The sequence below is a fragment of the Micromonospora sp. NPDC049903 genome, assembly GCF_044460945.1.
Taxonomy (GTDB): Bacteria; Actinomycetota; Actinomycetes; order Mycobacteriales; family Micromonosporaceae; genus Micromonospora.
Map to the genome: position 1 here is coordinate 16,715 of NZ_JBITKL010000033.1, position 26,559 is coordinate 43,273.

At 71.5% G+C, this 26,559-nt stretch carries 27 protein-coding genes and 1 other RNA gene; 12 read left to right on the forward strand and 16 right to left on the reverse strand.

Annotated features, from left to right (window positions below; all coding sequences use genetic code 11):
• Nucleotides 1-31: 31 nt before the first annotated feature.
• Nucleotides 32-1,381, reverse strand: a complete 1,350-nt coding sequence (gene glnA / locus ACIBO1_RS29285) for a type I glutamate--ammonia ligase (protein WP_131054872.1) — start codon at nucleotides 1,379-1,381, stop codon at nucleotides 32-34.
• Nucleotides 1,382-1,586: 205 nt separating this feature from the next.
• Here glnA and ACIBO1_RS29290 point away from each other — a divergent pair, with 205 nt between their 5' ends.
• The 3 genes from ACIBO1_RS29290 to ACIBO1_RS29300 all read left to right on the forward strand — a co-directional run bounded on the left by ACIBO1_RS29290 (nucleotide 1,587) and on the right by ACIBO1_RS29300 (nucleotide 4,954).
• Nucleotides 1,587-3,368, forward strand: a complete 1,782-nt coding sequence (locus ACIBO1_RS29290; protein ID WP_396752046.1) for an NAD+ synthase — start codon at nucleotides 1,587-1,589, stop codon at nucleotides 3,366-3,368.
• 111 nt (nucleotides 3,369-3,479) lie between these two features.
• Entirely contained in the window at nucleotides 3,480-4,325 is an 846-nt protein-coding gene (panB, locus tag ACIBO1_RS29295; protein WP_396752049.1) for a 3-methyl-2-oxobutanoate hydroxymethyltransferase, read from the forward strand.
• A 107-nt stretch (nucleotides 4,326-4,432) separates the two neighbouring features.
• Nucleotides 4,433-4,954 carry a hypothetical protein gene (locus tag ACIBO1_RS29300; protein ID WP_396752051.1) on the forward strand — a complete coding sequence of 174 codons (522 nt, stop codon included), beginning with the start codon at nucleotides 4,433-4,435 and terminating at the stop codon, nucleotides 4,952-4,954.
• A gap of 58 nt (nucleotides 4,955-5,012) precedes the next feature.
• Here ACIBO1_RS29300 and npdG read toward each other — a convergent pair whose 3' ends face one another.
• From npdG to ACIBO1_RS29320, 4 genes are all read right to left on the reverse strand, one after another.
• Nucleotides 5,013-5,711 (reverse strand): NADPH-dependent F420 reductase, encoded by a 699-nt coding sequence (npdG, locus tag ACIBO1_RS29305; RefSeq protein ID WP_350698541.1) that lies wholly within the window; start codon nucleotides 5,709-5,711, stop codon nucleotides 5,013-5,015.
• 283 nt (nucleotides 5,712-5,994) lie between these two features.
• Nucleotides 5,995-7,428, reverse strand: a complete 1,434-nt coding sequence (locus ACIBO1_RS29310) for an RNB domain-containing ribonuclease (RefSeq protein ID WP_396752053.1) — start codon at nucleotides 7,426-7,428, stop codon at nucleotides 5,995-5,997.
• Nucleotides 7,429-8,030: 602 nt separating this feature from the next.
• Complete coding sequence (locus tag ACIBO1_RS29315) at nucleotides 8,031-9,701, reverse strand: hypothetical protein (RefSeq protein WP_396752055.1); 1,671 nt, start codon at nucleotides 9,699-9,701, stop codon at nucleotides 8,031-8,033.
• A gap of 76 nt (nucleotides 9,702-9,777) precedes the next feature.
• Nucleotides 9,778-9,987: a hypothetical protein gene (locus ACIBO1_RS29320; RefSeq protein ID WP_396752057.1), complete on the reverse strand. Its 210-nt coding sequence runs from the start codon at nucleotides 9,985-9,987 to the stop codon at nucleotides 9,778-9,780.
• 330 nt (nucleotides 9,988-10,317) lie between these two features.
• On the opposite strand from ACIBO1_RS29320, the gene ACIBO1_RS29325 reads away from it, so the two are divergent.
• Both ACIBO1_RS29325 and ACIBO1_RS29330 read left to right on the forward strand, forming a co-directional pair.
• Complete coding sequence (locus ACIBO1_RS29325; RefSeq protein ID WP_396752059.1) at nucleotides 10,318-10,827, forward strand: NUDIX hydrolase; 510 nt, start codon at nucleotides 10,318-10,320, stop codon at nucleotides 10,825-10,827.
• Nucleotides 10,820-11,614: a nucleotidyltransferase domain-containing protein gene (locus ACIBO1_RS29330; RefSeq protein WP_396752061.1), complete on the forward strand. Its 795-nt coding sequence runs from the start codon at nucleotides 10,820-10,822 to the stop codon at nucleotides 11,612-11,614. Before ACIBO1_RS29325 ends, ACIBO1_RS29330 begins: the two co-directional genes overlap by 8 nt.
• Before the next feature lie 4 nt (nucleotides 11,615-11,618).
• Here the strand turns inward: ACIBO1_RS29330 and ACIBO1_RS29335 are convergent, their stop codons facing one another.
• The gene (locus ACIBO1_RS29335) at nucleotides 11,619-12,485 is read right to left on the reverse strand and encodes a GyrI-like domain-containing protein (RefSeq protein WP_396752063.1); all 867 of its coding nucleotides are present in this window, start codon (nucleotides 12,483-12,485) and stop codon (nucleotides 11,619-11,621) included.
• Nucleotides 12,486-12,880: 395 nt separating this feature from the next.
• Between ACIBO1_RS29335 and ACIBO1_RS29340 the strand changes: the two genes are divergently transcribed.
• Nucleotides 12,881-13,252 carry a hypothetical protein gene (locus ACIBO1_RS29340; protein WP_396693278.1) on the forward strand — a complete coding sequence of 124 codons (372 nt, stop codon included), beginning with the start codon at nucleotides 12,881-12,883 and terminating at the stop codon, nucleotides 13,250-13,252.
• Nucleotides 13,249-13,713, forward strand: coding sequence for a roadblock/LC7 domain-containing protein (locus ACIBO1_RS29345; protein ID WP_396752066.1), 465 nt, complete (start codon nucleotides 13,249-13,251; stop codon nucleotides 13,711-13,713). The genes ACIBO1_RS29340 and ACIBO1_RS29345 overlap by 4 nt, the downstream gene beginning before the upstream one ends.
• Nucleotides 13,714-13,826: 113 nt before the next feature.
• Here the strand turns inward: ACIBO1_RS29345 and ACIBO1_RS29350 are convergent, their stop codons facing one another.
• The gene (locus ACIBO1_RS29350) at nucleotides 13,827-14,510 is read right to left on the reverse strand and encodes a hypothetical protein (RefSeq protein WP_396752068.1); all 684 of its coding nucleotides are present in this window, start codon (nucleotides 14,508-14,510) and stop codon (nucleotides 13,827-13,829) included.
• A gap of 232 nt (nucleotides 14,511-14,742) precedes the next feature.
• The gene (locus ACIBO1_RS29355; RefSeq protein WP_396752070.1) at nucleotides 14,743-14,967 is read right to left on the reverse strand and encodes a winged helix-turn-helix domain-containing protein; all 225 of its coding nucleotides are present in this window, start codon (nucleotides 14,965-14,967) and stop codon (nucleotides 14,743-14,745) included.
• Between the two features lie 513 nt (nucleotides 14,968-15,480).
• Here ACIBO1_RS29355 and ACIBO1_RS29360 point away from each other — a divergent pair.
• The 3 genes from ACIBO1_RS29360 (at nucleotide 15,481) to ACIBO1_RS29370 (ending at nucleotide 18,086) form a co-directional block, all read left to right on the forward strand.
• On the forward strand, nucleotides 15,481-16,668 hold the full coding sequence (locus ACIBO1_RS29360; RefSeq protein ID WP_396752072.1) for a helix-turn-helix domain-containing protein: 1,188 nt from the start codon (nucleotides 15,481-15,483) through the stop codon (nucleotides 16,666-16,668).
• Nucleotides 16,669-16,790: 122 nt separating this feature from the next.
• The gene (locus tag ACIBO1_RS29365) at nucleotides 16,791-17,510 is read left to right on the forward strand and encodes a GntR family transcriptional regulator (RefSeq protein ID WP_396752075.1); all 720 of its coding nucleotides are present in this window, start codon (nucleotides 16,791-16,793) and stop codon (nucleotides 17,508-17,510) included.
• A gap of 216 nt (nucleotides 17,511-17,726) precedes the next feature.
• Nucleotides 17,727-18,086: a hypothetical protein gene (locus ACIBO1_RS29370; protein ID WP_396752108.1), complete on the forward strand. Its 360-nt coding sequence runs from the start codon at nucleotides 17,727-17,729 to the stop codon at nucleotides 18,084-18,086.
• A 65-nt stretch (nucleotides 18,087-18,151) separates the two neighbouring features.
• On the opposite strand, the gene ACIBO1_RS29375 is transcribed toward ACIBO1_RS29370, so the two are convergent.
• From ACIBO1_RS29375 to rnpB, 3 genes are all read right to left on the reverse strand, one after another.
• Nucleotides 18,152-18,709 carry a DUF6036 family nucleotidyltransferase gene (locus ACIBO1_RS29375; protein ID WP_396752077.1) on the reverse strand — a complete coding sequence of 186 codons (558 nt, stop codon included), beginning with the start codon at nucleotides 18,707-18,709 and terminating at the stop codon, nucleotides 18,152-18,154.
• Nucleotides 18,706-19,203 carry a helix-turn-helix domain-containing protein gene (locus tag ACIBO1_RS29380; protein ID WP_396752079.1) on the reverse strand — a complete coding sequence of 166 codons (498 nt, stop codon included), beginning with the start codon at nucleotides 19,201-19,203 and terminating at the stop codon, nucleotides 18,706-18,708. The genes ACIBO1_RS29375 and ACIBO1_RS29380 overlap by 4 nt, the downstream gene beginning before the upstream one ends.
• A 157-nt stretch (nucleotides 19,204-19,360) precedes the next feature.
• An RNA gene (rnpB, locus tag ACIBO1_RS29385) (RNase P RNA component class A) lies at nucleotides 19,361-19,777 on the reverse strand.
• A gap of 151 nt (nucleotides 19,778-19,928) precedes the next feature.
• Between rnpB and ACIBO1_RS29390 the strand changes: the two genes are divergently transcribed.
• On the forward strand, nucleotides 19,929-20,387 hold the full coding sequence (locus tag ACIBO1_RS29390; RefSeq protein WP_396752081.1) for a DinB family protein: 459 nt from the start codon (nucleotides 19,929-19,931) through the stop codon (nucleotides 20,385-20,387).
• 135 nt (nucleotides 20,388-20,522) lie between these two features.
• Here ACIBO1_RS29390 and ACIBO1_RS29395 read toward each other — a convergent pair whose 3' ends face one another.
• The 5 genes from ACIBO1_RS29395 to ACIBO1_RS29415 all read right to left on the reverse strand — a co-directional run bounded on the left by ACIBO1_RS29395 (nucleotide 20,523) and on the right by ACIBO1_RS29415 (nucleotide 25,541).
• Nucleotides 20,523-21,725: a bifunctional RNase H/acid phosphatase gene (locus tag ACIBO1_RS29395; protein WP_396752083.1), complete on the reverse strand. Its 1,203-nt coding sequence runs from the start codon at nucleotides 21,723-21,725 to the stop codon at nucleotides 20,523-20,525.
• Nucleotides 21,726-21,728: 3 nt separating this feature from the next.
• Nucleotides 21,729-22,466: a zinc ribbon domain-containing protein gene (locus ACIBO1_RS29400; protein ID WP_396752085.1), complete on the reverse strand. Its 738-nt coding sequence runs from the start codon at nucleotides 22,464-22,466 to the stop codon at nucleotides 21,729-21,731.
• Nucleotides 22,463-23,350, reverse strand: a complete 888-nt coding sequence (locus ACIBO1_RS29405; protein ID WP_396752087.1) for a Nif3-like dinuclear metal center hexameric protein — start codon at nucleotides 23,348-23,350, stop codon at nucleotides 22,463-22,465. The genes ACIBO1_RS29400 and ACIBO1_RS29405 overlap by 4 nt, the downstream gene beginning before the upstream one ends.
• 375 nt (nucleotides 23,351-23,725) lie before the next feature.
• Nucleotides 23,726-24,298 (reverse strand): flavoprotein, encoded by a 573-nt coding sequence (locus tag ACIBO1_RS29410; RefSeq protein WP_396693296.1) that lies wholly within the window; start codon nucleotides 24,296-24,298, stop codon nucleotides 23,726-23,728.
• 13 nt (nucleotides 24,299-24,311) lie between these two features.
• Complete coding sequence (locus ACIBO1_RS29415; protein ID WP_396752090.1) at nucleotides 24,312-25,541, reverse strand: helix-turn-helix domain-containing protein; 1,230 nt, start codon at nucleotides 25,539-25,541, stop codon at nucleotides 24,312-24,314.
• Between the two features lie 251 nt (nucleotides 25,542-25,792).
• Between ACIBO1_RS29415 and ACIBO1_RS29420 the strand changes: the two genes are divergently transcribed.
• Nucleotides 25,793-26,464, forward strand: a complete 672-nt coding sequence (locus ACIBO1_RS29420) for a bifunctional DNA primase/polymerase (RefSeq protein WP_396752092.1) — start codon at nucleotides 25,793-25,795, stop codon at nucleotides 26,462-26,464.
• Nucleotides 26,465-26,559: the final 95 nt, after the last annotated feature.

Below are 26,559 nucleotides of genomic sequence, written 5' to 3' on the forward strand. Positions count from 1 at the left end.
CGCAACGCCCGCCCGGGCGGTGGTGGCAGTCCTACAGCGACAGGTACCGCTGGCGCTCGTACGGGGTGACCTCGCGGCGGTACTGCTCCCACTCGGCGCGCTTGTTGCGCAGGAAGAAGTCGAAGACGTGCTCGCCGAGCACCTCGGCGACCAGCTCGGAGCCGGCCATCACGTCGATCGCCTCGGCGAGGTTCTCGGGCAACGGCTCGTACCCCATGGCGCGGCGTTCGGCGCTGGTCAGCGACCAGACGTCGTCCTCGGCGCCCGGCGGCAGCTCGTACCCCTCCTCGATGCCCTTCATCCCGGCGCCGAGCAGCACCGCGAAGGCGAGGTACGGGTTGGCGGCCGAGTCGGGCGAGCGGACCTCCACCCGAGCCGAGTTCGGCTTGCCGTACGCCGGGACGCGGACCAGCGCGGAGCGGTTCAGGTGCCCCCAGCACACGTACGCCGGGCTCTCGGTGACCCGGTCCGGCAGCGCCTGCGGGAAGAGCCGCTTGTAGGAGTTGACCCACTGGTTGGTGACCGCCGTGTACTCCCGGGCGTGCACCAGCAGCCCGGCGATGAAGGCCCGGGCCACCTTGGAGAGCTTCATCGGGTCGCCCGCGTCGTGGAACGCGTTGCGCTCCCCCTCGAACAGCGACAGGTGGGTGTGCATGCCGCTGCCCGGCTGGTCGGTGAAGGGCTTGGGCATGAAGGTGGCCTGCACGCCGGTGGAGAGCGCCACCTCCTTGACCACGTGCCGGAAGGTCATGATGTTGTCGGCGGTGGTCAGGGCGTCGGCGTAGCGCAGATCGATCTCCTGCTGGCCGGGGGCGACCTCGTGGTGGCTGAACTCGACCGAGATGCCGATCCGCTCCAGCGAGAGCACCGCCTGGCGGCGGAAGTCACGGGCCACCGCGTGCGTGGTGTGCTCGAAGTAGCCGCCGCTGTCCACCGGCACCGGCACGCTGCCGTCCATCGGGCCGTTCTCCAGCAGGAAGAACTCGATCTCCGGGTGGGTGTAGAAGGTGAAGCCCTTCTCCGCCGCCCGGGACAGCGCCCGGCGCAGCACGTGCCGGGGGTCGGCCCAGGAGGGCCCGCCGTCGGGGAGCAGGATGTCGCAGAACATCCGGGCGCTCTCGCCGCTGACCCCGCCCTCGAACGGGAAGACCTGGAAGGTGGTCGGGTCGGGCATGGCGACCATGTCCGACTCGAAGACCCGGGCGAAGCCCTCGATCGCCGAGCCGTCGAACCCGATGCCCTCCTCGAAGGCGGCCTCCAGCTCGGCGGGGGCGACGGACACGCTCTTGAGCGTGCCGAGCACGTCGGTGAACCACAGCCGGACGAAACGGATGTCCCGCTCTTCGAGCGTGCGGAGGACGAACTCCTGCTGACGGTCCACTGCCCCAACCTTCCGCGACACGCTATGTCCGGCTTCGGACGGTGATTACCCGACCTGACCGACCAGTCTCCACCGACCCGATTACGCAGACGTTAACCGACCCACGGCCACCGCGTCCCGCCCAGTCCCGACCCACGGTCGCCGGGTGGCGTGGTCTGCGCGGACACCACGTGTCGAGGCCGCCCGCCGTGGGCAAGATGAGGACATGCCCACCCTGCGTCTCGCCCTGTGCCAGGTCAACCCCCGGGTCGGCGACATCGCCGGCAACGCCGAGATGATCCGCTCGTGGACCCGGAGATCCGCCGACGCCGATGCCCGACTCGTGATCTTCCCGGAGCTGGCGCTGACCGGCTACCCGGTCGAGGACCTGGTGTTCCGGCGGTCCTTCGTCGCGGCGTCGCAGGCGGCGCTGCACCGCCTCGCCGCCGACCTGGCCGCCGACGGGCTGGGCGACCTGCCGGTCGTGGTCGGCTACCTCGACGCCGACGGTCCGCCCCAGGTCAGCCCGGACGCCGAGCCCGGCCGGGGCGCCCGCAACGCCGCCGCGCTGCTGCACCGGGGCGAGGTGGTGGTCACCTACTTCAAGCACCACCTGCCCAACTACGGCGTCTTCGACGAGGACCGCTACTTCGTGCCCGGCGACACGCTGACCGTCGTCCGGCTCGGCGGGGTGGACGTGGCGCTGACCATCTGCGAGGACCTGTGGCAGGCCGGCGGCCCGTTCGCCGCCGCCCGCGACGCCGGGGTCGGGCTGGTGGTCAGCATCAACGGCTCGCCGTACGAGCTGAACAAGGACGACCTGCGACTGCCGGTGGTCCGCCGACGCGCCGCCGAGGCCGAGGCGACCATCGCGTACGTCAACATGGTCGGCGGCCAGGACGAACTGGTCTTCGAGGGTGACTCCATGATCGTCGCGGCGGACGGCACGCTGCTGGCCCGCGCACCGCAGTTCGTGGAGCACCTGCTCGTGCACGACGTGGAGCTGCCGGAGACGGGCAGCGGTCCGGGCGCCACCCTCGGCGGCGCCCGCGACGGCGCGGAACTCACCGGCGGGCTGCGGATGGTGCGGCGCGCGATCGACGGCCTGCCCCCGGCACCCGACGGCCCGCCGGCGCACGGCGGGATCATCGAGCCGGTCGCCGACGAGGCCGAGGTGTGGCAGGCCCTGGTGCTGGGGCTGCGCGACTACGTCGACAAGAACGGCTTCCCCTCGGTGGTGCTCGGGCTCTCCGGCGGCATCGACTCGGCGGTGGTGGCCGCCATCGCGGTGGACGCGCTCGGTCCCGACCGGGTGGTCGCCCTCTCCATGCCCAGCCAGCACTCCTCCGAGCACAGCCGCGACGACGCCGCCGACCTGGCCAAGCGCACCGGTCTGGACTACCGGATCGAGCCCATCCAACCGATGGTCGACACCTTCCTGGCGAACATGTCGCTGTCCGGGGTGGCGGTGGAGAACCTCCAGGCCCGGATACGCGCCGTCATCCTGATGGCCCTGTCCAACCAGGAGGGCCACCTGGTGCTCACCACCGGCAACAAGAGCGAACTGGCGGTCGGCTACTCCACCCTCTACGGCGACTCGGTCGGCGGCTTCAACCCGATCAAGGATGTCTGGAAGACGCTGGTCTGGCGGCTGGCCACCTGGCGCAACGCCGAGGCGACCCGGCGGGGCGGCACGCCGCCGATCCCGGAGAACTCGATCGGCAAACCGCCCAGCGCCGAGCTGAGCCCCGGCCAGCTCGACAGCGACGCGCTGCCCGACTACGACGTACTCGACCCGATCCTGATCGGCTACATCGACGGCGACCTGGGCCGCGACGGCCTGGTCGCCTCCGGGCACGACCCGGCGGTGGTGGAGAAGGTGCTCCGGCTGGTGGATACCGCCGAGTTCAAGCGCCGCCAGTCCGCGCCCGGGGCGAAGATCTCGATGAAGGCGTTCGGGCGGGACCGCCGGCTGCCGATCACCAACCGATGGCGCGAGGACGGCTGACCACCGGCGAGTGACATCCTCCACTGCGCTCTGCCGCGACCGGGGCCGCCGGTGCGACGATCGCGGCAGAGCCCGGGGACCGCGTACGCGGCCTCGAGGAAGGAGACAGTCATGGTGGAGTCCACCCCGCCCGAGGTGACCGCCCTCTACGGCGGCCCGGTCACCCGACGGGTCCGCACCCGCGACCTGATCGCCGCCAAGGAACGCGGCGAGAAGTGGCCCATGCTCACCTCGTACGACCAGTACAGCGCCTCGATCTTCGACGCCGCCGGCATCCCGGTGCTGCTGGTCGGCGACTCGGCCGCCAACAACGTGTTCGGCTACGAGACCACCCTGCCGGTGACCGCCGAGGAGTTGCTGCCGCTGGTCCGGGCGGTCGTCCGGGCCACTCGGCAGGCACTCGTCGTCGGCGACCTGCCGTTCGGCTCGTACGAGGAGGGTCCCACCCAGGCCCTGCGCACCGCCGTCCGGTTCATGAAGGAGGGCGGCTGCCACGCGGTGAAGTTGGAGGGCGGCCGGCGCTGCGCCGACCAGATCGCCGCCATCGTCGGCGCCGGCATCCCGGTGATGGCGCACATCGGGTTCACGCCGCAGAGCGAGCACACCATCGGCGGCTACCGGGTGCAGGGCCGGGGCGACACCGCCGAGGACGTGCTCGCCGACGCGCGGGCGGTGGCCGAGGCGGGCGCCTTCGCGGTGGTGCTGGAGATGGTGCCCGGTGAGGTCGCCAAGCGGATCACCGCCGAGCTGAGCATCCCGACGGTGGGCATCGGCGCCGGTCCGGAGACCGACGCCCAGGTGCTGGTCTGGCAGGACATGGCGGGGCTGCGTACCGGCCGGACGCCCCGGTTCGTCAAGCGCTACGCCGACCTCGCGGGCGTGCTCGGCGAGGCCACCCGGCGCTTCGCCGACGAGGTACGCGGCGGCGAGTTCCCCGGCGCCGAACACACCTTCTGAGCAGGACGCCGGTGCGCGTCGCGGCCTGTGACGCGCACCGGCCCGGCGGCGGCACCTCCTCGGAACCGGGCAGCGGGATCCCGGCAAGGCGGCTAACGTACCGGCCCGTGAAGCGAATGCACACCTCCGTCCTGGCCCTGGCGTGCGCCTGCCTGCTGGCGCTCACCGCCTGCGGCGGGGACTCGGCCGACACCGCCGCCGACACCGCCCCGTCCGCCGTACCGCCCTCCTCGGCCGCGCCCTCGGCCACCTCCGCCGCACCCGACGCCTCCGCGCCGTCCACGGCCAGCAACGCCGACGTGGTCGGCGACAAGAAGCTGTGCCAGTCGGCGCAGGCGGCCAGCGACGAGATGCGGGGGGCCTTCGTGAAGGCCGTCCAGTCCGGCGACACCTCGGCGGCCACGATGAAGAAGATCCTGGGCGGGCTTGAGGAGAAGATGACCGAGCTGGCGTCGCAGGGCGGCGGCGACAGCAAGGTGGCCGCCGCGCTCGGGAAGTTCAGCACCGAGGCGGGGCGGGCGGCAGCCGCCAAGGATCCGGCCGCCGCCGCCGACAACCCGACCTTCGAGAAGGCCGGCGTCGACCTGACCGCCGCCTGCAAGGCGGCCGGCGTCAGCGTCACCTTCTGACCTCTACGTACGCCAGCGGCCCGCCGGAACTCCGGCGGGCCGCTGCGCGTACGGTCGCTCAGACGTCGGTGACGCGGACGCCCGCGTGCGCCTTGTAGCGCTTGTTGATCGCGATCAGGTTGGCGGTGAACGCCTCGATCTGGTGCGCGTTACGCAGCCGACCGGCGTAGATGCCCCGCATGCCGGGGATACGGGCGGCGAGCGCGCCGACGATCCCGACCAGTTCCCGCTCCTCGGTGCAGATCAGCACGTCCAGCTCGATCCGGTCGATCTCCGGGTCGGCCAGCAGCGGCGCGCTGACGTGGTTGAACGCCGCGCAGACCCGGGAGTCGGGCAGCAGCGCGGCGGCCTGCTGGACGGCGCTGCCCTCCGCCACCGGCAGCGCGTACGGGCCCTGCTTGTCGAAGCCGAGCGGATTCACGCAGTCGACCACGATCTTGCCGGCGAGCGGTGCGGCGAGCGCGGCGACGATGGCGGCGTGCCCGTCCCACGGCACCGCGATGATGACCACGTCACTGCGGCGGGCCACCTCCTCGTTGTCCGCCCCGGTCACGCTGCCCTCGGCCGGTACCCCCGGCAGGGCGGCGATCTCCGCCGCCGACTCGGCCGCGCGCTGCGCGGAACGGGATCCGATGAGCACCGTCTGACCGGCCCGGGCGAACCGGTAGGCGAGCCCCCGGCCCTGGTCACCGGTGCCACCGATGATGCCGACGGTGAGCCCGGAAACGTCGGGCAGGTCGCTCGCGTCATATGCCATGGTCGCCATCCTCGCAAATCCAGCGGCCGCGCAGCAGCGCCCTGAGCTGTGACAAACCCCCTTGGGTGGGTCCGTCGACGACCGCCCGCAGCGACTCGACCACGCACCGCCGCACCTTCGACGGCCGGGTCGGGTCCAGGTGATCCAGGGTCGCGGGGAGCCGCTCCCGTAGCGGGTCGGCTCCGCGCCGGGCCGGTTCTCGTGGCGGGTCGGCTCCCGTAGCGGGTCGGCGGCTCCGCGCCAGGCCGGTTCTCGTGGCGGGTCGGTTCTCGTGGCGGGTCGGTCAGGCGAGGTCGAACGTGACCGTGCGGGTGGTCGGGTCGGCCGTGACCAGCCGGACCCGGACCCGGGTGCCGAGCGTCAACTCACCGGTGCACCGGGCCCGTACCGGCGGATCGTCGAGGGCCACCGCACCACCGGGCGGACGGTTCGCGCGCCCCTTGCCGTTCGGCGGCGCGTCGACGTCGAGCACCGCCGCGTCGAACGTCTCCCCCACCCGGTGCGCCAACAACACCGCCTCGGCCAGGTCGATCGCACCCCGGCTGGCCGCCGACGCGGCCCGGTCCGTCGTCGACATCACCGCCGGCAGCCGGGGCAACGCCTCCCGGGCCCAGTCCGGCACCGCACGGCCGTCGTGCAGGGCCAGGCAGACCTCCGTGGCGTACCGGTCGGCCAGCCGTCGCAGCGGCGCCGTCACATGCGCGTACGCGGCCGCCACCCCACCGTGCGCCGGCTGCTCCGGGACCTCGCCGTCGAACGCCGTGTACGCCGCCGACCGCATCAGCTCCGCCGCCTGGTCGACGAAGGCGGCGGCCCTCGGTTGCGCCGGGTCCAGCCCCAGCAGCAACTCCCCGACGCTCATCCCCTCCGGCCAGTCCACGCCCAGCGGCCCCGCCGCCGCCCGCAGCCGCTGCACCGCCTCCGGCTTCGGCGCCGGCATCGTCCGCAACAGGCCGATCCCCCCGGCCAGCATCAGGTCCGCCGCCGCCATCCCGGTGAGCAGCGAGATCTGCGCGTTGTGCTCCTCCATCGGCACCGGTGCCCGCAGCACCAGCCGCCACCCGTCGCCGTCGGCCTCCACGTCCTGCTCCGGGATCGGCAGGTTGATCGCACCCCGGCGCAGACCCCGGGCGGTCAACAGCGCACCGATCTCCGGCAACAACGCGATCGGCTCCGGCAACCGACCCGCATCCGCGTCGGCCTGCACACTCGGATAATCCAACTGGGCCCGGCTGCGCACCAGCGCCCGCTCCAGCGAGACAGCCGTGGTCGCGCCGTCGGCGTCCAGGTCGATGGTCCACAGCACCGCCGCCCGGTCCACGTCCGGCAGCAGGCTCGCCGCCCCCTCGCCGAGACTGTGCGGATGCAACGGCACGTTGCCGTCGGGCAGGTAGACCGTCTGCCCCCGCCGCCAGGTCTCCTCCTCCAGGGCACCACCCGGGCGTACGTGCGAGGCCACGTCCGCGATCGCGTACCGCACCCGGAACCCGCCACCCGTACGGCGGCTGAGGTGCATCGCCTGGTCCAGGTCCCGCGACCCCGGCGGGTCCACCGTGACCAGCGGAACGTCCGTCCGGTCCACCGTCGGCCGAGGCGGCGCGGCGACCGCCTCGTCGGCCTCCCGCTGCGCCTGCTCGGGGTACGCCTCAGGCAGCCCCAACTCACGACGTAGCCCACCGAAGTCGATGCGAGGTGCGACAACCCGTCGGATGACCATGGGCCAATCCTGACAGCCTCCCGCACCCCCCGCCCTCCCCCGACCGACCCCCCGCCACCACACGTCCGTGGTGGATCAGGCGAGCCGCCTGGCGCAGACGCCGACCAGGGGTGGGCGGGCAGCTCTCCATGCCCCGCGGTGTCCGCCCGACCGGCCGCCCTCACCTGCCCGACCCTGCTCACCTGTGCAGCTCGGGCCGCGAAGATCCGCACAACATCCTTGATACTGCTGCCTCAACTGGGCCGCGAGGCAGCAGCATCAGGGATATTGCTGCCTCGCACGTGGCCACGGCCCTCCGACGGCACCCGAAGGGACCAAATCACAGCCCAGGACAAGCCTCCTCCGAGCGCACCCCATGAAGACGACCCGCCAACGCCGTGCCCCGCACACGCCATGGCCCGCACACGTCGTAGCCCGCACACGTCGTAGCCCGCACACGTCGTAGCCCGCACACGCCGATCATGGAGTTGTGGCTGTCGCTTTGCCCACTTTCATGGCTTTCGCGGGGGCCACAACTCCATGATCGCGCGTCGATGGCCGGCCGGGTGGGCGGGCAGGGAGACCTGCTCAGCGGAAGGCGCTGGAGGCTGGGTCGAGGTCGGCTACTTGGCGGGGGTGGCCTTGCGGGCCGAGGTCGCCGAGGTCGTCGTCCGCTTCGCGGTGGACTTGGCCGCCGGACCAGTGGACTTGCGGGCACGGCTCGCGGCGCTCGTCGTGGCCTTCTTCGCCGGGGCCGTGGACTTGCGGGCCGCCGCCCTGGTCGTCGCGCTCGCCGTGGACTTCCGGGCCGGTGCCGTGGACTTCCGGGTCGACGCTGTCGACTTGCGCGCCGAGGCGGTGGACTTCTTCGCCGGGGCGGTGGACTTCCGGGCCGCCGTACCGCTGCTCGTGGCCTTCGCCGCGGACTTCTTGGCCGGTGCGGACTTGCGCGCCGCTGTGGCCCGGGTCGTCGTCTTCTTCGCTGCGGTCGCCGTCTTGCGGGTCGCGGCCGGCCGGGTCGCGGTCGCCTTCTTCGCCGGAGCGGTCTTCCTCGCAGGAGCGACGCGACCAGTCGCCACCTTCTTCGCCGGAGCGGCTTTGCGCGCCGGAGCGGCCCGACCAGTCGAGGCCTTCTTGGCGGGAGCGGTCTTACGGGCCGGAGTGGCCCGACCCGTTGCCGTCTTCTTGGCGGGAGCGGCCTTGCGGGCGGAGACGGTCCGACCGGCCGTCGTCGTCTTCGCCGGGGCGGCGCGACCCGTGGACGCCTTCTTCGCCGGGGCCTTCTTGGCGGGTGCCTTCGCCGCCGTCGTACGGGCGGAGGTCCGGGTCGACGCCGTGGTGGTCTTGCGCGCGGGGGCCTTGCCGGCCGCTGCGGTGGTCTTCGTGGCCGGGGCCTTACGCGCCGCGGTGGCCCGCGCCGTCGCCGTCTTCCGCGCGGGAGCGGTCTTACGCGCGGCGGGAGCGGCCTTGCGCGCGGGCGCAGTCTTACGCGCGGCGGGAGCGGCCTTCCGTGCGGGCGCAGTCTTGGACGCAGCGGAAGCAGCCTTGCGCGCGGGCGCGGTCTTGGACGCAGCGGAAGCAGCCTTGCGGGCAGGAGCTGTCTTGCGCGCCGGGGTCGCCGCGCTCGTGGACGCCTTGGCGGCCGTGGTGCGCGCTGCCGTGCCCCGGGCCGCTGCACTGCCGGGCGCCGCGCTCCGAGTGGCCGTGCTCCGGGTACCCGTGCTGCGCGCCGCCGTGGTCCGGGCCGCTGTCGCCGTCGCTGTCGTGGCCTTGGTTGGTGCCCGCTTGGCCGCCGTCGTCGTACGCGCCGGAGCCGTCCGACCCTCGCTCGACCCGGCCCGCGCCGAGGTGGTCTTCTTCGCCGCACCGGCAGCGGCAGCCGTCGTCTTCGTCGCCGCAGCGGCGGTTGCGGACTTCGTGCCGACGGCAGCCGCAGCGGACCCGGGTGCGGTCTTCCGACCGGCAGCCGCAGGGGTCGCTGCGGTGATCTGGCTGGCGGGGGCCTTCACGGCAGCGCGCTTACGCGCCGGGGCCGTCATGCCATCTGACGCGGTCGCCTGCGGGGCCGGGGTCGCCGTGGTGGTGCTCCTGGTGGCCGGGGTCGTGGCGGTGGTGCGCTTGGAGGCCGGGGCCCGGCCGGCACCACCGGACGCGGTACGGGTGGCCGGGGCGGTGCCGTTCGCGCGACGTGTGGTCGGCGTACGGGTGAGGCCGGCGGTGCGGTCCGTGGCGGCAGTCTGCCGGGCAGGTGTACGCGTCGCGGCCGGTCGGGTGGCCTGTTGTGCTTCGGCCATCTCGGTTCCTCCTTGGGGACGTGCCACCGCCCTCGCGGCGCACGTGGTGTCGCGACGCGAGGTCGTCCCGCGTCGGCTACTTCTCCTCCCCGTCCTCCTCGGCCCTACGGGCGTCCTCGGCCTCCCATGCTTCGTTGCGCTCCCGCACCTTCTGCAGGGCGTTCTCCGCGTCGGCTGCCGAGGCGTACGGGCCGAGGACGTGCCGGGCAGGGCACACGTCGGCTTCGTGCTCGACCCGGTGGTGCCGCGTACACCAGAAGTAGCGCCCATGTCCGATGTCGTTCATGGGATCACTGTGCATCGGGATGCGACCGCCCGCCACCGGAACACTGCAAGTCACCAGGCTTTTCCACAGTAGACCTGCATGTGGCTTTACGTGCGAAAACAGCGAAAAACACAAAATGTCGCAGCAGCCCTATCACTCTCCGTACACGAATGAATGTCACTGCGACGACGGACGCGGACGCCTGCCGCGCGAATGTCGGCGCGCCGCGACGGTGCGCGCACCGAGCGCGTCCGAGTAGCCGAAATCCAACTCTGCCAGGGGAATCGGGTCACTCGTCACTTCGTCCTGACCGGATGCACGGGCCGATCGGCGCCCGGCTAAGGTCGCCGGATGGGCGTACCGGAATACATCCTGCGGATGCGTGAACACGTCGGACACGAGCTGATTTGGCTACCCAGCGTCAGCGCGGTGGTCCGAAACGACGCGGGCGAGCTGCTGCTCTCCCGACTCGCCTACGACGGGCGATGGTCGGTGGTGAGTGGCTTCGTCGAGCCGGAGGAGCAGCCGGCGAGCGCGGTGGTCCGCGCGGTGCTGGAGGAGACCGGTCTGGAGGTCGAGCCGCTGCGCCTGAGCAGCGCGGTGACGCACCCGCGCACGTACCCGAACGGGGACCGCTGCGAGTACCTCAACCTCGGCTTCCGCTGCCGTCTGCTCGGCGGCGACCTGCGGGTCGACGACGAGGAGTCGCCGGACGTGCGGTGGTTCGCCCCGGGGCGGCTGCCCGACCTCGACGAGCACGCCCGAATGGTGATCCGGCACGCGCTGGGCACCGAGGTCTCGGCGTACTTCCTGCCCGCCGGGATGCGCTGGGGAGCGCCGGGCGAACTCGAACATGCCTGACGCGCCACTGCGCTACCTGACCGATCTGGTCGCCGCCGCCCGCGAGGTGCTCGGCGACGACCTGCGCGGCGCGTACGCGGCGGGCTCGGTGGGGTTGGGCGCGTACCAGCCGGGGCGCAGTGACGTGGACGTGGCGCTGGTCTGCGGCGGCCCGCTGGACCGCGCGACGGCCGGTGAGCTGGTGGCGCGGCTGCGGCACGAGGCGCTGCCCTGCCCGGCGCGCGGGCTGGAGCTGGTGGTGTACCGGTGGGAGGTGGCCCGATCGGGCACGCCCGAGCCGGGGTTCGAGGTGGAGCTGAACACCGGCGCGGGAATGGACTTCCGGGTGTCGTACGGCCCGGCGGACCGGCCGCCCGCCGACGGGATGTTCTGGTACGGCCTGGACCGCAGCATCCTACACCAGGGCGGGCGGGCCCTTCTCGGCCCGCCCGCCGCCGACGTCTTCGCCGACCTGTCCCCCGACGACCTGCGGCGGCTCATGGCGGAGGCGCTGCGCTGGTGGCTGGCGCTGCCGCTGCCGGCCGGCGACGTGCCCGCACCCGGAGCGGAGGACGCCGTGCTCGGCGCGTGCCGGTCTTGGGTACGCCTGCACCACGGGGTGTGGCTGCCCAAGGTGGCCGCCGGCCGGCGGCTGTTGGACGGGGCCGGACCGCTCGTCGACGCCGCGACCACCGACCTGGTGACCCGGTCGATCGCCGCCCGCGACGGCGGCCCACCCCCGTCCGGCCCGCAGGCCCGCGCCTTCCAGCGCCGGGTGCTGGCCGGCCTCACCGGTACGCCGACCTGAGCCGTCAGGCCGCGACCGGCTCCACCGGGATCCACAGCTCCGCGTCGGCACGACTGCCGTCGGCCGAGATCCGGGTACGGGAGATCTCCGGCCCGGGCCGGGACCGGTACGGGTTGGACGGGAACCACTGCGTGAACACGTCCCGCCACAGGTCCTGCACCGCCTCCGGAACGGTCCCGGAGCTCTCGAAGACCGCCCAGGTGCCCGCCGGCACCGGCATGGCGTCCAGGTCGTCGGGCACGTCGGCGCCGGTGACCACGCCGTACCAGTAGTCCAGTTCGGTGCCCTCGGCGCGGCTGTCGGCGAGGCCGTCGCCGACGTTGACCACACCTGCCGGCTCCTGGTCGGACAGCGCCTCGATCCGGTCCCGGGTCGCCGGTTCGATGCTCTTGACGAACGCCACGATGGCCGGGTTCATGCCCTCGTGCACCAGCGGCACCCGGGCCTTGCGGCCGACGAGCCGGAACGGCTCCTTCTGCACGATGCGGTATCGCATGCTGCTGCTCCCTTCGACGATCAGTCGGAAGGACATCCGGGGCTGGGCCTGCAACAACGCGCCGGTACGCCGGGCCTCGCCGGGTCCGACCCCGTGCACCGCCTTGAACGCGCGGGCGAACGCCTCGGCCGAGCCGTACCCCCAGCGGACCGCGATGTCGAGCAGCGTCCGCTCCCCCGCGACCACCTCCGCGCCCGCCACGGTGAGCCGGCGACGCCGCACGTACTCGGAGAGCGGAACACCGGCCAGCGCGGAGAACAGCCGCCGGAAGTGGTACTCCGACGTGACCGCGATCCGCGCCAGCTCACCGGCGTCCACCGGCCGGTCGAGATGCCGCTCGATGTGCTCCATGGCCTGGTTGAGTCGCTCCAGCACCCGGTGCCTCCTTCCTTGCGCCACCCAAACTATGGGCGCGACGGCAACGCGCACCCGACATGCTGTGCCCGGTGCGGTCGGGTGGTCGGCGGCGGTACTCCTATGCTCGCGCCCGGATACCCGCCATCGCCCCGGAATGAGGTCGGCCGGCCAGGGATGCCCAGGTCGCGGACTGAGTAGCAGACAACATCGGCACCGAGACATCAGCCGCAGCGACGAACTCGTCCGGCCCGCCGGTCACCGAGCGTGGCCCGCTCAGTCCGATCGCGCTGCCCCGGGTGCACAGCACGTGTCGCGTGTGCCACCCTCGTCCGAGATTTCCTCACCCGGGGCCCGGCCCCGGTGAAGACCACGAGCTGGCGCGGACTCGGACGCCAGTCGAACCTGGAGGCACCATGGCCAACCTCGACACCGCCCTCAAGGACGCCATGACGATCGACGGCGCGATCGGCGTCGCGCTCGTCGACTACACCAGCGGGATGACACTCGGCGTCGCGGGCGGCACACCGGAGATCGACCTGACCGTCGCCGCCGCCGGCAACACCGACGTGGTACGCGCCAAGATGCGGACCATCGAGATGCTCAAGCTCAACGACGAGATCGAGGACATGCTGATCACCCTCGGCGGTCAGTACCACATCATCCGGCCGCTGAACGGCACCAACGGCAAGGGCCTGTTCCTCTATCTGATGCTGAGCAAGACCCGCTCGAACCTGGCTCTGGCCCGGCACCAGTTGCGCAGCATCGAGGAGCGCCTCGAACTGTGAGCGAGACCTTCTTACCCCGCCGCACCGCGCAACGCCCGGCCGCCCCACCACCGCCCCGGCTCCCCCCGTCGCTGGCCGGCAACCCGAAACTGCCGTACCCGGCCATCGGCACCGAACTCGCCGAGCTGCGCCTACAGATCCCCGGCGTGCAGGGAAGCGTCCTCGGCGGCGTGGACGGCCTGCTCATCACCCACGACGTACCACCAGGGCTGGACCCCGACGACCTGGCCGCGATGGCGGCGGCGACCTTCGGCCTCGGCCGGCAGGTCAGCCTCCGACTCGGTCAGGGCGAGTTCCAGCAGTCCACCGTCCGCAACCAGGCAGGCTACTTCTCCGTGTACGCCGTCGGCCCGCAGGCCCTGCTCTCCGTGGTCGGCGCCGACGCGATCAACGTGGCCCGCCTCCACCTGCACGCCCCACCCGTGGCGGCGCGCCTCGCCGCCCTGCTCGCGCAGGTCTGACCGAAGTTGCCCGTCCAGGTCTGACGTCCTGCCGCAAGCCGGGCTCACCGCCATCGTGTGCGCCACGCGCCGCGCGTGATTCCTCGCCACACGATGGCGGTGAGCCCACCACCCTAGTCACCTGTCGCGTTCATCGCCCGACGACCATCGTCCCGCCCGCGCGGAGTCCGCACCCACAGGGGAGCGCCGATCAGCACCCGGTCGACCGACGCCCGTTCGGTCCACGGACGCGGGATGACCACCACGTCGCTGTAGATCTCGGCGAACCACTCCGCGTCGGTCACCTGGTCGAAGCTGAACTCCGGCTGTTCCCGATCACGCCGCGACGGCCCGCCGCCAACAGCATTGTCGAACGCGATGGACACCGCCTCACGCGAGACCGACTGCGGGTTGATCCTCCGGGACCGGCCCTCCGGGAATCCGCTCACCAGCCACCTGCTGATCGACGACCCCGCCGAAGTGGCACCAAAATCAGTACCGAAATGCTGCTCACCCGCGCTCACGGAGCCGGCGAGATTGTCCGTACTGCCGAAAAGGCAGACGGCGACGCGGCTACCGTCGGACGCCACCGACCGGACGCCGACGACGACGCGCGGCGGCTGGCAGCCGACCAGACGCGTGAACTCGACCTGGCCCCGCCCCTTGGCGAAGCGAGCCTTGGGCGGCGTCACGAAGTCCTCCACCGCCAGATCCCCGATCCCGCGCTCGATCCGGTCCGCGATCTCGTTGCGAAAGAGCGCACGAGGCTCCCGCCCGAACTCGGCAGTGGAGCTGAGAAGCGGCACCGAGAGGGCCACCTTCGACCACCACCGTGGCCTGAGGTCGATCCCACCGTCCTCGGCGATGGACCGCACCCGCCGCTCCGACCAGTACGCGTACCGGGTGAGGTCGCCTCTCTCGCCCATCCCGCCAACCCTCCACCAGTCCCGCACCTCGGCACGGAACGCCCACTCGCGTCCGTCGAACTGTCTACCGCACGAACGCCACTAGCGAAGCCCTCAGCAGGCGGGTCGGCCCGTAGGCGAACTGCTACTTGGGAAGCGGGTTGGCGATGTACACGCCCTTGCCCTGCCGACCGTCGATGAGTCCTTCGGCCTTGAGGATGAGCATGGCGGCGCGGACGACCGTGTTGCTGACCTGATAGTGCTCGCAGAGCGCGGCGAAGGACGGCAGCTTGTCGCCCGGATTCAGTTCGCCGGAGCTGACCTGCTCGCGGATGTCCCGGGCGACTTGCAGATATGCGGCTTCAGACATCGGTGGTGCTCCCAGCTTGGCGGCTGGTCCAAGGAGATCACGCCGAAGCCCCGACTTGCAACGCTATGTGCGCCAGCTGTTGACCCTGCGCACATTGCGTCCTAAGTTGCTCGTGGGGCTACTCAGCTTGGCGGCCGGGTCTCCCCACCGTGGGCACTCCGTCTCCTGAATCTGCAGGCGGGGTGCCCACGGCCCTCGAAGCGCTGGCAGGAGGCGTGGTGATGACACAGGACGAGGAGACTGCCCGAAATCCTTCGGGCTCAGTTCACCGGACGGGTGGTGCGGACCGGCCGGCGAGCAGGAGACACCGGTCCGGGGCCAGTCGCCAACGGGTCTCCTACGACGAATACCTCTTGGCGGTGGCACTCACCATCGCAAGCCGACATCGGCCGGTGTGGTCCTGGCAGCGATGGCGACGCGTCTGCCGGTGCGGCAACGACCTCCCCTGCCGCAACCGCCACCGAGTCCCGATCAACCGAGGCCACTGGCTTCCGTCTGACCGGTCGTGGTCCCGTGGGTCGTGACGCGGTGCCGATCGGACGACGGGTCGCGTACCTGCGCGTGCAACGCAAGCTGTCACAGCAGACGTTCGCCGACCGTCTGGGCAAGTCGAAGAGCTGGGTGGACAAGGTCGAACGCGGCGTACGGTCATTGGAGCGTGTGTCGGTGATCCGTGACATCGCCACCGTGCTGCGGGTCGACGCCGCAACCCTGCTCGGAAGCGACAGCCGGAGCACCGAAGCCGCCGAACGCAGCGGAGGTGTCGCCCGGATCCGGGCCGCGCTGTCGACCTACGACATGGTCCTGCGCCACTCCGGCGCGCGCGAGACGATGCCACCAGCCCGGTTGGGCTACGAGATCGAGCACGCGTGGACGACCTACCAGCACGCCCGGTATCCACAGCTCACTGAGCTGCTGCCCGCACTGTTGAGCGAGGTCCACCATGCTCAGATTCAGGCTCCGGACGCGTGCCGGATCGCGATGGTCGAGGCGTACCGACTCACGGCGGCGCTGCTGGTCAAGCTGGACGAGGCAAGCCTCGCCTGGTTGGCCGCCGACCGGGCAGTAGCCGTCGCGAGTGATGATCCGGTCCTGCTGGCCTGCGCTGCGGTGCAGCTCGGCCAAGTCCTGCGCGGGTCCGCACGGGCGAAGTCCGTGATGCTGGCTGCCGCCTACCAGATCGCTCCGCCCGACCTCGACGCCGGATCACCGCAGGAGTTGTCGTTGTGCGGGGCGCTGCTGGTGCAGGCCGCCCTGATCGCGGCGACCGCCGGCGACGACCGCGCCGCCGCTGACCTGCTGGAGGAAGCCGCCGAGATGGCCACCCGGATCGGCGATCGGCACGACCATCATCGGACCGCGTTCGGGCCGACGACCGTCGAGCTGGCCCGCGTTGCCGCCGCTATCGAACTGGGCGATGCGACGGAGGCCATCTCCCGGCACCGGAAGGCCATCGGGATGGACGGTTGGCGGTGGCTGCCCGTCGAACACCGCGCCGCGCATCTCATCGACGCTGCCCGTGCGTACTTTCACGCCGATGACCCCGCGAACGCTGCTCGACTGCTCGTGCAAGCGGACACGATCGCGCCCGCTGAAATCCGCCACCGACCTATGCCGCGCACCCTCGTTGCCGACGTCGCACGGACCGCAGACACAACGGCCTCGATCAGCCAACTCGCTCTGACGATCGGAGCAATTTGAGCCTCTTCGACGCAGGTCCGGTCCGTTCAACCCGGGAAAGCATGGCCACTGACGGCCGGAGAAACGGCGGTACCGTGACGGACGTGCCTACCGCGCACCCAGAGCCACCCCGATACCGGTTGATGGCGGAAGAACTGCGCCGCCGAATCATGTCCGGCGCGATCCCGCCTGGGGCGCTACTGCCCAGCGAAGCGACCTTGATGGCCGAGTTCTCCGTGGCGCGCGGAACAGCCAGGGAGGCGCTCGCCCTGCTGCGCGCCGAGGGCCTGGTGGTGACCGAGATAGGGCGCGGCACATACGCGCGACCCGCCACGCCCGTACGGCGTATCAGCTCCGACCGCTATCGCAAGGAACTCGACCAGGTCCGCTCCGGCGAACTGGGTACGTCGTTCACGGCGGACCAGCAGATCCCGTGGTCGGCGTACACCCTGGACAAGACCTTCCACGAGACGCCTGCGAGCGAGACGATCGCCGACCTCTTCGGCGTCGAGCCGGGCACGATGCTGCTCGAACGTCGCTTCGTCTTCCGGGTCCACGGCACGCCGCAGCAGATGTCGACCTCATACCTGCTGCTGGAGATGGTGACCGGCCCCCCTGTGGCCGACCCCGCCAACGAGCCGTGGCCCGGCGGCAACACCGCACAGCTTCACAGCCTGGACCACACGATCACGTCGGTGCGGGAGCAGGTCCGTGCGAGGATGCCCGTAACCGACGAGGTCGACACCCTGCGGATTCCGGGCGGCGTCCCGGTGGTCGTCCTCACGCGGCAGACCTACGCCGGAGAGCGGGTGCTTGAGGTCGCCGACAGGGTCAGCCTGGATTATCGAATCGACCTGGGTTAGATCGCTGCCGGATGCCGGCGGAATCCACCGGCACCTACCGCCACGAACGAGAATGCTCGCCGACAGCCAGCGCGAGCCGCCGTCCGAGGTTCGAGGCGATCGAGCAGCGCTTGGGTCAACATCGGCTCACCGTGGCCAGCGGTGAATGCGGTGGTGTCGGTCGCGGCCAGCTCGGTACTGTCCGGGCTCACGATCGACGGGAGCAGCGAGGTCGCGATGAGCAGTGGCGTGGGTACGACATTGTTGTGGCGCCCGACCGGGCCGCAGGAACTGGAGCTTGTCCGCGCCTCGGGGTGGCGGCAGTGGCCGCCGCGCCTGCCCGATCAGCCGATCTTCTACCCGGTGTTGAACGAGGACTACGCGATCAAGATCGCCCGGGACTGGAACGTGCCCGCATCCGGTACGGGGTACGTGACCCGTTTCCAGGTCGAGACGGGGTTCCTGAGCCGCTACCCCGTTCGCCAAGTCGGCGGCGACACCATCTTGGAACTGTGGGTACCCGCCGAGGAACTGGACGAGTTCAACAAGCACATCGTCGGTGCGATCGAGGTCGTCCACGAGTTCCGGTCGCAGTGATCAGGAGGGCCAGCGGTTAGCGGACGCCCCCCGTCCTGCATCGCAGCAGGTTCGCGCGATCCGTCTTAACCGACGGCTTCAGGCCCCGGCTGATACGCGGCGATCCAGTCCCGCAGGCGCTTCATCACCAAGGGATGCACGTCGGCCAGGAGTTCGATTCGCTCGGCGACCACGTCCGGTCTTACCAGGCCCGCTCGGAGCAACGCGTCAGCGAACTTGGTGTCCTTCTCCCTGCCAGCCACCAGCTTGGACACCACGCAGTCGTGCGGTTCGAGTGCATAGCCACGTCCCGGCTGGGTGTTGTCGGACTCCACCAGTACCAAACGGTCGCGCCAGCCATCAGGCAACACCGCAGTCGACACACTCACACCCTGGGCGTAGTAGCCGAACGTCTCATGGAACGGCGAGAACTCGCCGATGAAAGCGTCGATCTGGTCGGACTTCTGATCGTCCGGGTCGTCGAAGAACGCCACATCTACCTCCATCGAGGCAGTGGCTTCCAACGGAAGATCACCTTCCGGAATCGTCCCCAGCACCGACTGACTGCCGATGATGAGGACGTTCCGGTCTTCGACAATCCGAGCCGTCGCTCTCAGGACGTGCTCCAGCTCTGCGCGCCTCATGCCGCCCGGTCTCCGCCGCTGCGCTTGAAGGACTCAAGAATCTTCCGACGCTGCGGCTGCGAGAGCACGCCTGCAAAGGGCGAATTCTGCCGCAACTCGACAGCCTCCGGGTCTTCCGATGTCAACGACCGCAGGACAGAGCCCACGCCTTCGTTCATCTTGTCCTGCCAGCGCCTCAACCAGACCTCGGCCATAGTCCCCCGATGCTGCCGGAGCAGTCGATCAAGGTTCTTCGCAGCCTTACCCAGCACTTCGTCAGGATCGACGACCAGGCCGCCCGCCACCGCTTGGTGCAGCCACAGCGACTTGAGCTGATCACGGGTCAACGCCCGCTTGGGCCGCAACAACGCCTCGACATGCTCCCGCCTGACCTTGCGGTGCGCCCCCACCCGCACGAACGGCAGGTCCCCACGTTCACACAAGTTGACCACCTGCTGACGCGACGACCCCAGCAAACTGGCCGCTTGGCCAGTGGTCAGAAGTTCCCCGCTCATACTTGCCAGCATGCGCCGTAAACGCCAAAAACGCAACTCGGCGACCCCATCTGCGCCGCTCACACCGCATCGTCACTGGGAAGAAAAGCCCGTCGATCGCGTTGCGAGTGCGCTCCTCGGCGGCCGGCATCAGGTCAGGCGCTGAACTGGTGGGCGACGGACGAGTCGACCTGTACGCCGGATTCTGTGCGCGGCGCGTACCCCTTGCGGGGTTCGCACCGGCGGCGGCCATCCATCTCGGCCTGCCGTCGCCGACAGGCTCGTGCGGCCTACCCGCAGACATCGGGCGGGCAGCCCTCAAGCGTCTGCGCAGGTCGTCATCTTGCGGTGACGGCCCTACTTGGCCTTGCTCCGGGTGGGGTTTACCGAGCCACCCCGGTCACCCGGGGCGCTGGTGGGCTCTTACCCCACCGTTTCACCCTTACCGTCCCCGTTTGGGGTCGGCGGTCTGTTTTCTGTGGCACTGTCCCGCGGGTCGCCCCGGGTTGCCGTTAACAACCACCCTGCCCTGTGGAGTCCGGACGTTCCTCGGCGGCGGGCCGCAGCCCGCCGACGCGACCGCCCGGTCGACTCGTCCGTCGCACGCTCATCCTAACGACACCGGGTCGCCGCCTATTGCGCCGGCAGGACCGCAGGCCGGGTCGTCCGGGGGTACGCATAATGGGCCGATGACGACGCTGCCGCCGTTTCCCGAGCCTACGGTCCCGGCCGACGGGCGGGCTGAGGTGTTCTTGCGCTACCTCGACTATTTCCGGGAGAGCGTGCTGGCCAAGGTGTCGGCGCTGCCCGAGGCGGAGGCGCGGGCGAGCCGGTTGCCGTCGGGCTGGACTCCGGTGGAGCTGCTGCGGCACCTGCGCTTCGTCGAGTTGCGCTGGATCGAGTGGGGCTTCCAGGGCCAACCGGTACCGGAGCCGTGGGGCGACTGGCGGGACGGCCGCTGGCACGTACCGCCGGAGACGAGCGTGGCGGACCTGGTGGCTGAGCTGCGCGCGCAGGGCGCCCACACCCGCACGGTGGTGCAGAGCGCCGACCTGACCGCCGTCGGCGCCCCCGGCCCCCGCTGGAACGGCGCAGAACCGGCATCCCTGGAACGGGTGCTGTTCCACCTGGTCCAGGAGTACGCCCGCCACCTGGGCCACCTGGACATCGTCACCGAACTCGCCAACGGCCCCCTCGGCGAGTAACACCCCCACCACCCGTACCCCCTGGGGTTGATCAAGAGGTTTGGTGGTGATTCACCGACGAACGGTGACCAAAAGCTCTTGATCAACCCCGCAGGCCGACCGCGCAGGCCGACCGCGCGGGCCGAACCCGGCTGGTTAGGGGAGGTAGGGGGTTTCGTTGACGGAGCGGACGGCGATGCCGCCGTCGGGCCAGCGGTCGAGGATGGAGATGCCGGCGGCGTCGAGGTAGAGGCGGTGCAGGAAGGCGTCGGTGGCGGCGAGCGCGTCGCGCAGCATCAGCTTGATCGGCGAGACGTGCGAGACCACGACCACGGTCTGACCGGGGTACGCGGCGAGCAGCCGCTCCACCACCCGCGTGCAGCGTTGGGCGACCTCGTCGAAGGACTCGCCGTCGGGTGGGGCGATCCTCGGCGAGGAGAGCCAGGCGTCGAGTTCACCGGCCCATCCTTCGCGTACCTCGGCGAAGGTCCGGCCCTCCCAGGCACCGAAGTCGCACTCGATCAACTCGTGGTCGCGGCGTACCGGGATGTCGCCGATCGCGGCGGCGATGGCCTCGGCGGTCGCCGTACACCGGGACAGCGGTGAGCTGACCACGGCGGCGGTGTCGGGGGCGAGCGCGGCGACCCGGGCGGCGGTGGCCCGCACCTGGTCCTTGCCCTTCGCGGAGAGCGGGATGTCGCCGCGCCCGGAGTAGCGGCCCTGTTCGGTGTACTCGGTCTCGCCGTGCCGGACCAGGATCAGCCGGGTGGCGGTGAAGCTGGGGCGCGGCTCCCAGGAGACCGGGGCGCTGCTCGGGTCGGTGCCGGGCGACTCGGCCCGGGCGGCGACCTGGGTCGCGCCGCCGCCGGCCGGTTCCGGGCCGCCGAGGCGGCGCGGTGACTCGACGGTACGCGGTGGCGTGACGCTCGGGGTGGCGGTGCCCGACATGGCGGCGGCGTCCATGGCGGCGTTGGCCAGCCGGTCGGCGTGGGTGTTGCGGTCCCGGGGGATCCAGGTGAAGCGGACCGTGTCGAACCGGCTGACGATCTGGGCGGCCTGGGCGGCGAGCGGACGCAGCCCGGGGTGCTTGATCTGCCACCGGCCGGACATCTGCTCGACGACCAGCTTGGAGTCCATCCGGATCTCGACCTCGCTGGCGCCCAGTTCGGCGGCGGCGGTCAGGCCGGCGATCATGCCCTGGTACTCGGCGACGTTGTTGGTGGCGGTGCCGATCGACTCGCTGCACTCGGCCAGCACCTCGCCGGTCGCCTGGTCACGGACGACCGCGCCGTAGCCGGCCGGGCCGGGGTTGCCCCGGGAGCCGCCGTCGGCCTCGACCAGCACGGTACGCGGTGCCACCGGCTACAGCCCGGACTCGTTGGTCCGGACCATGATCCGGCGGCAGTCCTCGCAGCGGACCACCTCGTCGGGGTCGGTCTTGCGGATCCGGGCCAGGTCGGCACCGGAGAGGTCCAGCCGGCAGCCGCCGCAGCGGCCGGCGGTCAGCAGCGCGGCGCCCAGCCCGGTGTCGGTGCGGATCTTGTCGTAGAGCTGCACCAGGTCGCCGGGAAGGTCACCGGCGAGCGGCTGCCGGGCGGAGCGCTTGAACTCCTCCTCGCGGCCGATCTCGGCCAGGGCCTCGTCGCGGCGCTGCTCGGTGGCGGCCCGCCGCTCACGCACCTCGGCCAGCCGCTGCTCCACCCCGTCGAGCGTCGCCTGGGCGGTCTCCCGCTGCTCCATCAGCTCCAGCTCGGCGTCCTCCAGGTCGCTCTGCCGGCGGTTCAACGAGACCAGCTCGTGCTGGAGCGCCTCCAGCTCGCGGGCCGGACCGCCACCGGCGGCGAGGCGGTCCTCGTCCTTCTTCTTGCGGGCGCGGACCTGGTCGACGTCCTTCTCCAACCGGGCGATGTCCCGGTCCAGGTCGTCCACGGCCACCTGGGCACGGACCCGCTCGTCCTCCAGCGACGACAACTCCCGGGCGAGGGCCTCCAGTTCGGCGCGCTCGGGCAGCGCCCGGCGGCGGTGGGCGAGCTGGGCGAGGGCGGTGTCGATCGCCTGGAGGTCGAGCAGGCGGCGCTGGACCTGGGGGTCAGCCTTCACGGTCGGGGCTCCTTGTCGTCCGCTGCGGATCGCTCCGGAGCGGCGGGTGAGGCGGCGTGTACGGTCCACGGGTCGGTGTCCAGGTCGGACACCAGGGTCTCGACGTCGGGCATCGTGGCGCGCAACCCGGTGGCCAGGTCGTCGAGCCAGGGCCGTTCGGTGGCCCAGTGGGTGGCGTCGAGCAGCGCCGGTCCACCGGTGGCGAGGTGTTCGCCGGTCGGGTGGTGACGCAGGTCTGCGGTGAGGTACGCGTCCACCCCGGCGGCGGTCGCGTCGGCCAGGAAACTGTCCCCCGCGCCGCCGCAGACTGCCAGCGTACGCACCGTGCGGTCCGGGTCGCCTGCGGCGCGTACGCCGATCGCGGTGGGAGGCAGCACGGCGGCGGCGTGCCGGGCCAGCTCGGCCAGGGTCAGCGGCTGCGGCAGCTCGCCGATGCGCCCGGCCCCCCGGCCCTCACCGGCGGCGGGCGTGCCCGGTCGGGACGGCACCAGCGGACGCAGGTCGGTCAGGCCGAGCCGGTCGGCGAGGGCGTCGGAGACTCCGGGTACGGCGACGTCGGCGTTGGTGTGGGCGACGTAGAGCGCGACGTCGGCCTTGATCAGTTGGTGGATGATCCGGCCCTTGTACGTGGTCGGCGCCACCGACGAGACGCCCCGCAGCAACAGCGGGTGGTGCGCGATGATCATGTCGGCGCGGGCGGCGAGGGCCTCGGCGACGGTCTCCGGGACCACGTCGACGACGCAGAGGATCCGGCGGACCGGGGCGTCGGGCTCGCCGAGCACCAGCCCAACCTTGTCCCACTCCTCGGCCCAGGCGGGCGGATAGCGCCGCTCCAGCTCGGCCACGACGTCGGCGACGGTCGGCACGGCTGCGGTTGTGCTCACGGCGCGCCAGCTTACCGGCGTCGGCGGCACTCCGGGACGTCACCCGGCCGACCCCGGACATCTCACCCGCTGCCACAGTCGCCACCGGCGTCGACGCTTACGGCGGACGGCTCCCGGCCTCGGCGCTCGCGGCGGGCGTGCTCCCGGCGTCGGCACGCTCCCGACTGGCGGCTCCCGGCGCGGGGTGGTGGGGGACGGTGCCCGGGCCGTGGCGGTGGCCACGGCCCGGGCTGCGGGTTGCAGGTTGCGGCATCCGGGGTGGTGGGGTGATTGCAGGGGACCCCTGTACTACCGGAGGCGTTAATAAGGTGCCCTTCCTTTCACCAGTCCCGCCCGGCGTGCCGCTCGGCGTTCATCCGGCGTGCCGCCCGGGGTTCACCCGGTCCGGCAGAGCTGGTCGCGCAGGGCGGTCAGCGGCAGTGCCCAGGGGAAGGCGTGCTGATGGCGTTCTCCGGTCCCGGGCGGGTGCAGGGGGAAGACGTCGTCGCCGAAGAGCACGGTCACCCCCCACTCCGCCAGTCGGGCGATCCCGGTGCGGAAGGCCGGGTGGGCGGCCATCGCCGCGTTGGTGTACGGCACGGCGACCAGTGGCACGCCCCGTCCCTGTGCCTCCACCAGCAACCCGAGGGCGAGGGTGTCGGCGATGCCGGCCACCCACTTGTTGACCGTGTTGACGGTGGCCGGGCATACGATGATGGCGTCGGCCGACGGCAGGACGTCCGGGTCCCCCGGGTTCTTGTAGTGCGTACGCACCGGGTGGCCGGTCTGGCGGGCCAGCGAGGTGCGGTCGACGAACTTGGCGCCGTCCGGCGTGGTGATCACGCAGACGTCCCAGCCGTCCTGTTGGGCCAGCTCGACGAGCCGGCCCACGTCTCGGGCCAACGGCGAACCGCAGGCGATGATGTACAGCACCTCTTGGTGCCCGTCGTGGCGGTGCGAACCGGTCATGCCGGCTCCGAGTTCATACTCCTACTCCCATGTGCTCAGCCAACTCCGCGATCGGAGAAGGCGGCGCACCCCGTGTGCGACGCAGGACCTCGGACATGACCACGTGGGCGATCGGCCGACAGCGGATCTCCGACGCCGCCAGACGGTCACCGCGCAGCAGCATCTCCCCGGCGTTGGCCATGTCGCCCATCTGGTTGTAGGCGCGGGCCTGGTCGAGCAGGTGATGGGCGCGGCGTTCGGGCAGCATGGCGTCGAACGGCAGGTTGACGATCCTGGTGCGGTGGATCTCGACGGCCCGCCCGCCGTCGCCCAGCTCGACGGCGGCCGCCGCCCGGTGCAACTCGACGTTGGTCGGCCCGAACGACGTCCAGTAGTGGTTCTGGTCGCTGCCGAGTTCGAGGGCGGCCTCGCGGGCGCCGGCGAGCAGGTCCGCGCAGGTGGAGGTGTCGCCGGTACGCGCCGCGGCCATCGCGCCCTGCAACAGCAGCATCCCGTAGACCGAGACTCGGTCGGCCTTGCTGTCGTTGCCGCCGCCCGGCGCGATCCGGTCGGCGATGCGGACGTTGAGTTCCAGCGCGGAGCGGGGACGCCCCATGGCGAGCAGGGCGTTGCAGACCCGGGTGGTGGCGATCCCGGCGAGCAGTTGGTCGTCGGCGCGTTGGGCGACCGCGATGGAGCGGTCGGCGGCCAGCCAGGACAGGTCGCACTCCCCCAGCTTGCGCAGCACCGAGGAGGCGATCTGATAGACCTGCGCGAGCAGGTTCGCGGCGCGTCGGGCCTGTTCACCGCCGTACGCGGCGTCGGCCGCCTGGGCGTCGCGCAGCAGCTTCGGCAGCGCCCGGGTCAGCATGCCGTAGCGGCCGTACTGGTAGGTGAGCCAGGCGTGGGTGACGGCCTTGCCCATGTCGGCGAGCGGCGGCGGGTCCGGCTTCGCGTCGAAGTAGGCGCTGATCGAGTCGTACCGTTCCAGGGCGGCCCGGATCTCCTCGACCTCGACCTGGTCGATGCAGTTCATCGTGTCGGTACGCCGCTCCGGGTCCTTGCCGAGCAGCAGTTGCACGTCGATCTGGAGGATGTCGGCGATCTCGTAGAGCACGGAGAACTTGTCCAGCCGCCGCACTCCGCGCTCGATCTTGTCGACCCAGCTCTTGGACTTGCCCAGTCGGTCGGCGAAGACCTGTTGCGACATCTTGCGTCGCCCACGCCAGTAGGCCACCCGCCGCCCGATGGGCAGTTCGTCCATGTCGCCAGTCCTCCCCTTGCTGCTGGAGCCCTGGCCAGGAGCCGGGGGCTGATCCGCGGGTGCGGCCATCCATCCGTACGTCAGGTTTTCGCTGGTCGCACTGCTTGTGCGTCAGCCGTACGGCCGATCCTCGTACTTTTCGTGCAAGTTGCATCGGCCACTTTGTCAAATAAACGATCGCAGACCACGGCAGTGACGCTGTTCGACGTATGTGCTGGTGCCGGTCGGCCCGGCGAGGGGAGATGGCACCAATGTGGGGGAATGTCGCACCGAGCGTGGCACGACTGTCGCCGTTGGAGCGGGTCCGGCTGCGCCGCGTCGCGGTGCGGTACGCGCTGCACGGCTGGGAGGTGACCCCCGGCGCCTGCCTGGCGCGCAGCCGCTTCGTCTGCGGCCGGGCCGGTTGCCCGACGGTCGGCTGCCACCCCGCGTTGGAGGACTGGGAGCACGCGGCCAGCGCCGACCCGGCCCGGGTGGCCACCTGGTGGCGGTCCCGCCCGCACGGCATCCTGCTGCCCACCGGCCGCGCGTTCGACGTGCTGGAGGTCGCCGCCCACCTGGGCCGACGGGTGCTCGACGCGGTCCGGTCGCACCCGGTCGGTCCCGGCGTACGCGGACCGGTGCTGGTCACCCCGATCGGACGCTGGATGTTCCTGGTCCGCCCCGGTGACCCGCTGCGCCCCGAGCTGGAGCACTGTTTCCACGTGGTGCGGCACGGGCCCGGATCGTGGGTGCCGGCACCACCCACCCGGCTGCCCGAGGGGCCGGTCCGCTGGGCGGTCGCGCCGGAGCAGGCCCGCTGGCAGCTCCCCGACTCGTACCTGGTGCAGAACACGCTCGTCGACGAGTTGCGGGCCAGCGGCGTCACGCTGACCTCCGCGCTGGTCCCGGGCCACCTGCCGCTGCCCCGACGCGGCCGCTGAGCCACCTGACGACTCGGTGGGGTACCCGACAGCGACGCCCGACGGGAATTGCTCGTTGAGCACCACGACGGCGCGCCCGCGCCGGGAGCGGGGAT

Excerpts from the sequence above, each read along its gene's own strand:
- ACIBO1_RS29290 (WP_396752046.1), top strand. The coding sequence starts at position 1,587 with ATGCCCACCCTGCGTCTCGCCCTGTGCCAGGTCAACCCCCGGGTCGGC.
- panB (WP_396752049.1), top strand. The coding sequence starts at position 3,480 with ATGGTGGAGTCCACCCCGCCCGAGGTGACCGCCCTCTACGGCGGCCCG.
- npdG (WP_350698541.1), bottom strand. The coding sequence starts at position 5,711 with ATGGCATATGACGCGAGCGACCTGCCCGACGTTTCCGGGCTCACCGTC.
- ACIBO1_RS29310 (WP_396752053.1), bottom strand. The coding sequence starts at position 7,428 with ATGGTCATCCGACGGGTTGTCGCACCTCGCATCGACTTCGGTGGGCTA.
- ACIBO1_RS29315 (WP_396752055.1), bottom strand. The coding sequence starts at position 9,701 with ATGGCCGAAGCACAACAGGCCACCCGACCGGCCGCGACGCGTACACCT.
- ACIBO1_RS29320 (WP_396752057.1), bottom strand. The coding sequence starts at position 9,987 with ATGAACGACATCGGACATGGGCGCTACTTCTGGTGTACGCGGCACCAC.
- ACIBO1_RS29325 (WP_396752059.1), top strand. The coding sequence starts at position 10,318 with ATGGGCGTACCGGAATACATCCTGCGGATGCGTGAACACGTCGGACAC.
- ACIBO1_RS29330 (WP_396752061.1), top strand. The coding sequence starts at position 10,820 with ATGCCTGACGCGCCACTGCGCTACCTGACCGATCTGGTCGCCGCCGCC.
- ACIBO1_RS29340 (WP_396693278.1), top strand. The coding sequence starts at position 12,881 with ATGGCCAACCTCGACACCGCCCTCAAGGACGCCATGACGATCGACGGC.
- ACIBO1_RS29355 (WP_396752070.1), bottom strand. The coding sequence starts at position 14,967 with ATGTCTGAAGCCGCATATCTGCAAGTCGCCCGGGACATCCGCGAGCAG.
- ACIBO1_RS29365 (WP_396752075.1), top strand. The coding sequence starts at position 16,791 with ATGGCGGAAGAACTGCGCCGCCGAATCATGTCCGGCGCGATCCCGCCT.
- ACIBO1_RS29370 (WP_396752108.1), top strand. The coding sequence starts at position 17,727 with ATGAGCAGTGGCGTGGGTACGACATTGTTGTGGCGCCCGACCGGGCCG.
- ACIBO1_RS29375 (WP_396752077.1), bottom strand. The coding sequence starts at position 18,709 with ATGAGGCGCGCAGAGCTGGAGCACGTCCTGAGAGCGACGGCTCGGATT.
- ACIBO1_RS29380 (WP_396752079.1), bottom strand. The coding sequence starts at position 19,203 with ATGAGCGGGGAACTTCTGACCACTGGCCAAGCGGCCAGTTTGCTGGGG.
- ACIBO1_RS29410 (WP_396693296.1), bottom strand. The coding sequence starts at position 24,298 with ATGACCGGTTCGCACCGCCACGACGGGCACCAAGAGGTGCTGTACATC.
- ACIBO1_RS29415 (WP_396752090.1), bottom strand. The coding sequence starts at position 25,541 with ATGGACGAACTGCCCATCGGGCGGCGGGTGGCCTACTGGCGTGGGCGA.
- ACIBO1_RS29420 (WP_396752092.1), top strand. The coding sequence starts at position 25,793 with ATGTGGGGGAATGTCGCACCGAGCGTGGCACGACTGTCGCCGTTGGAG.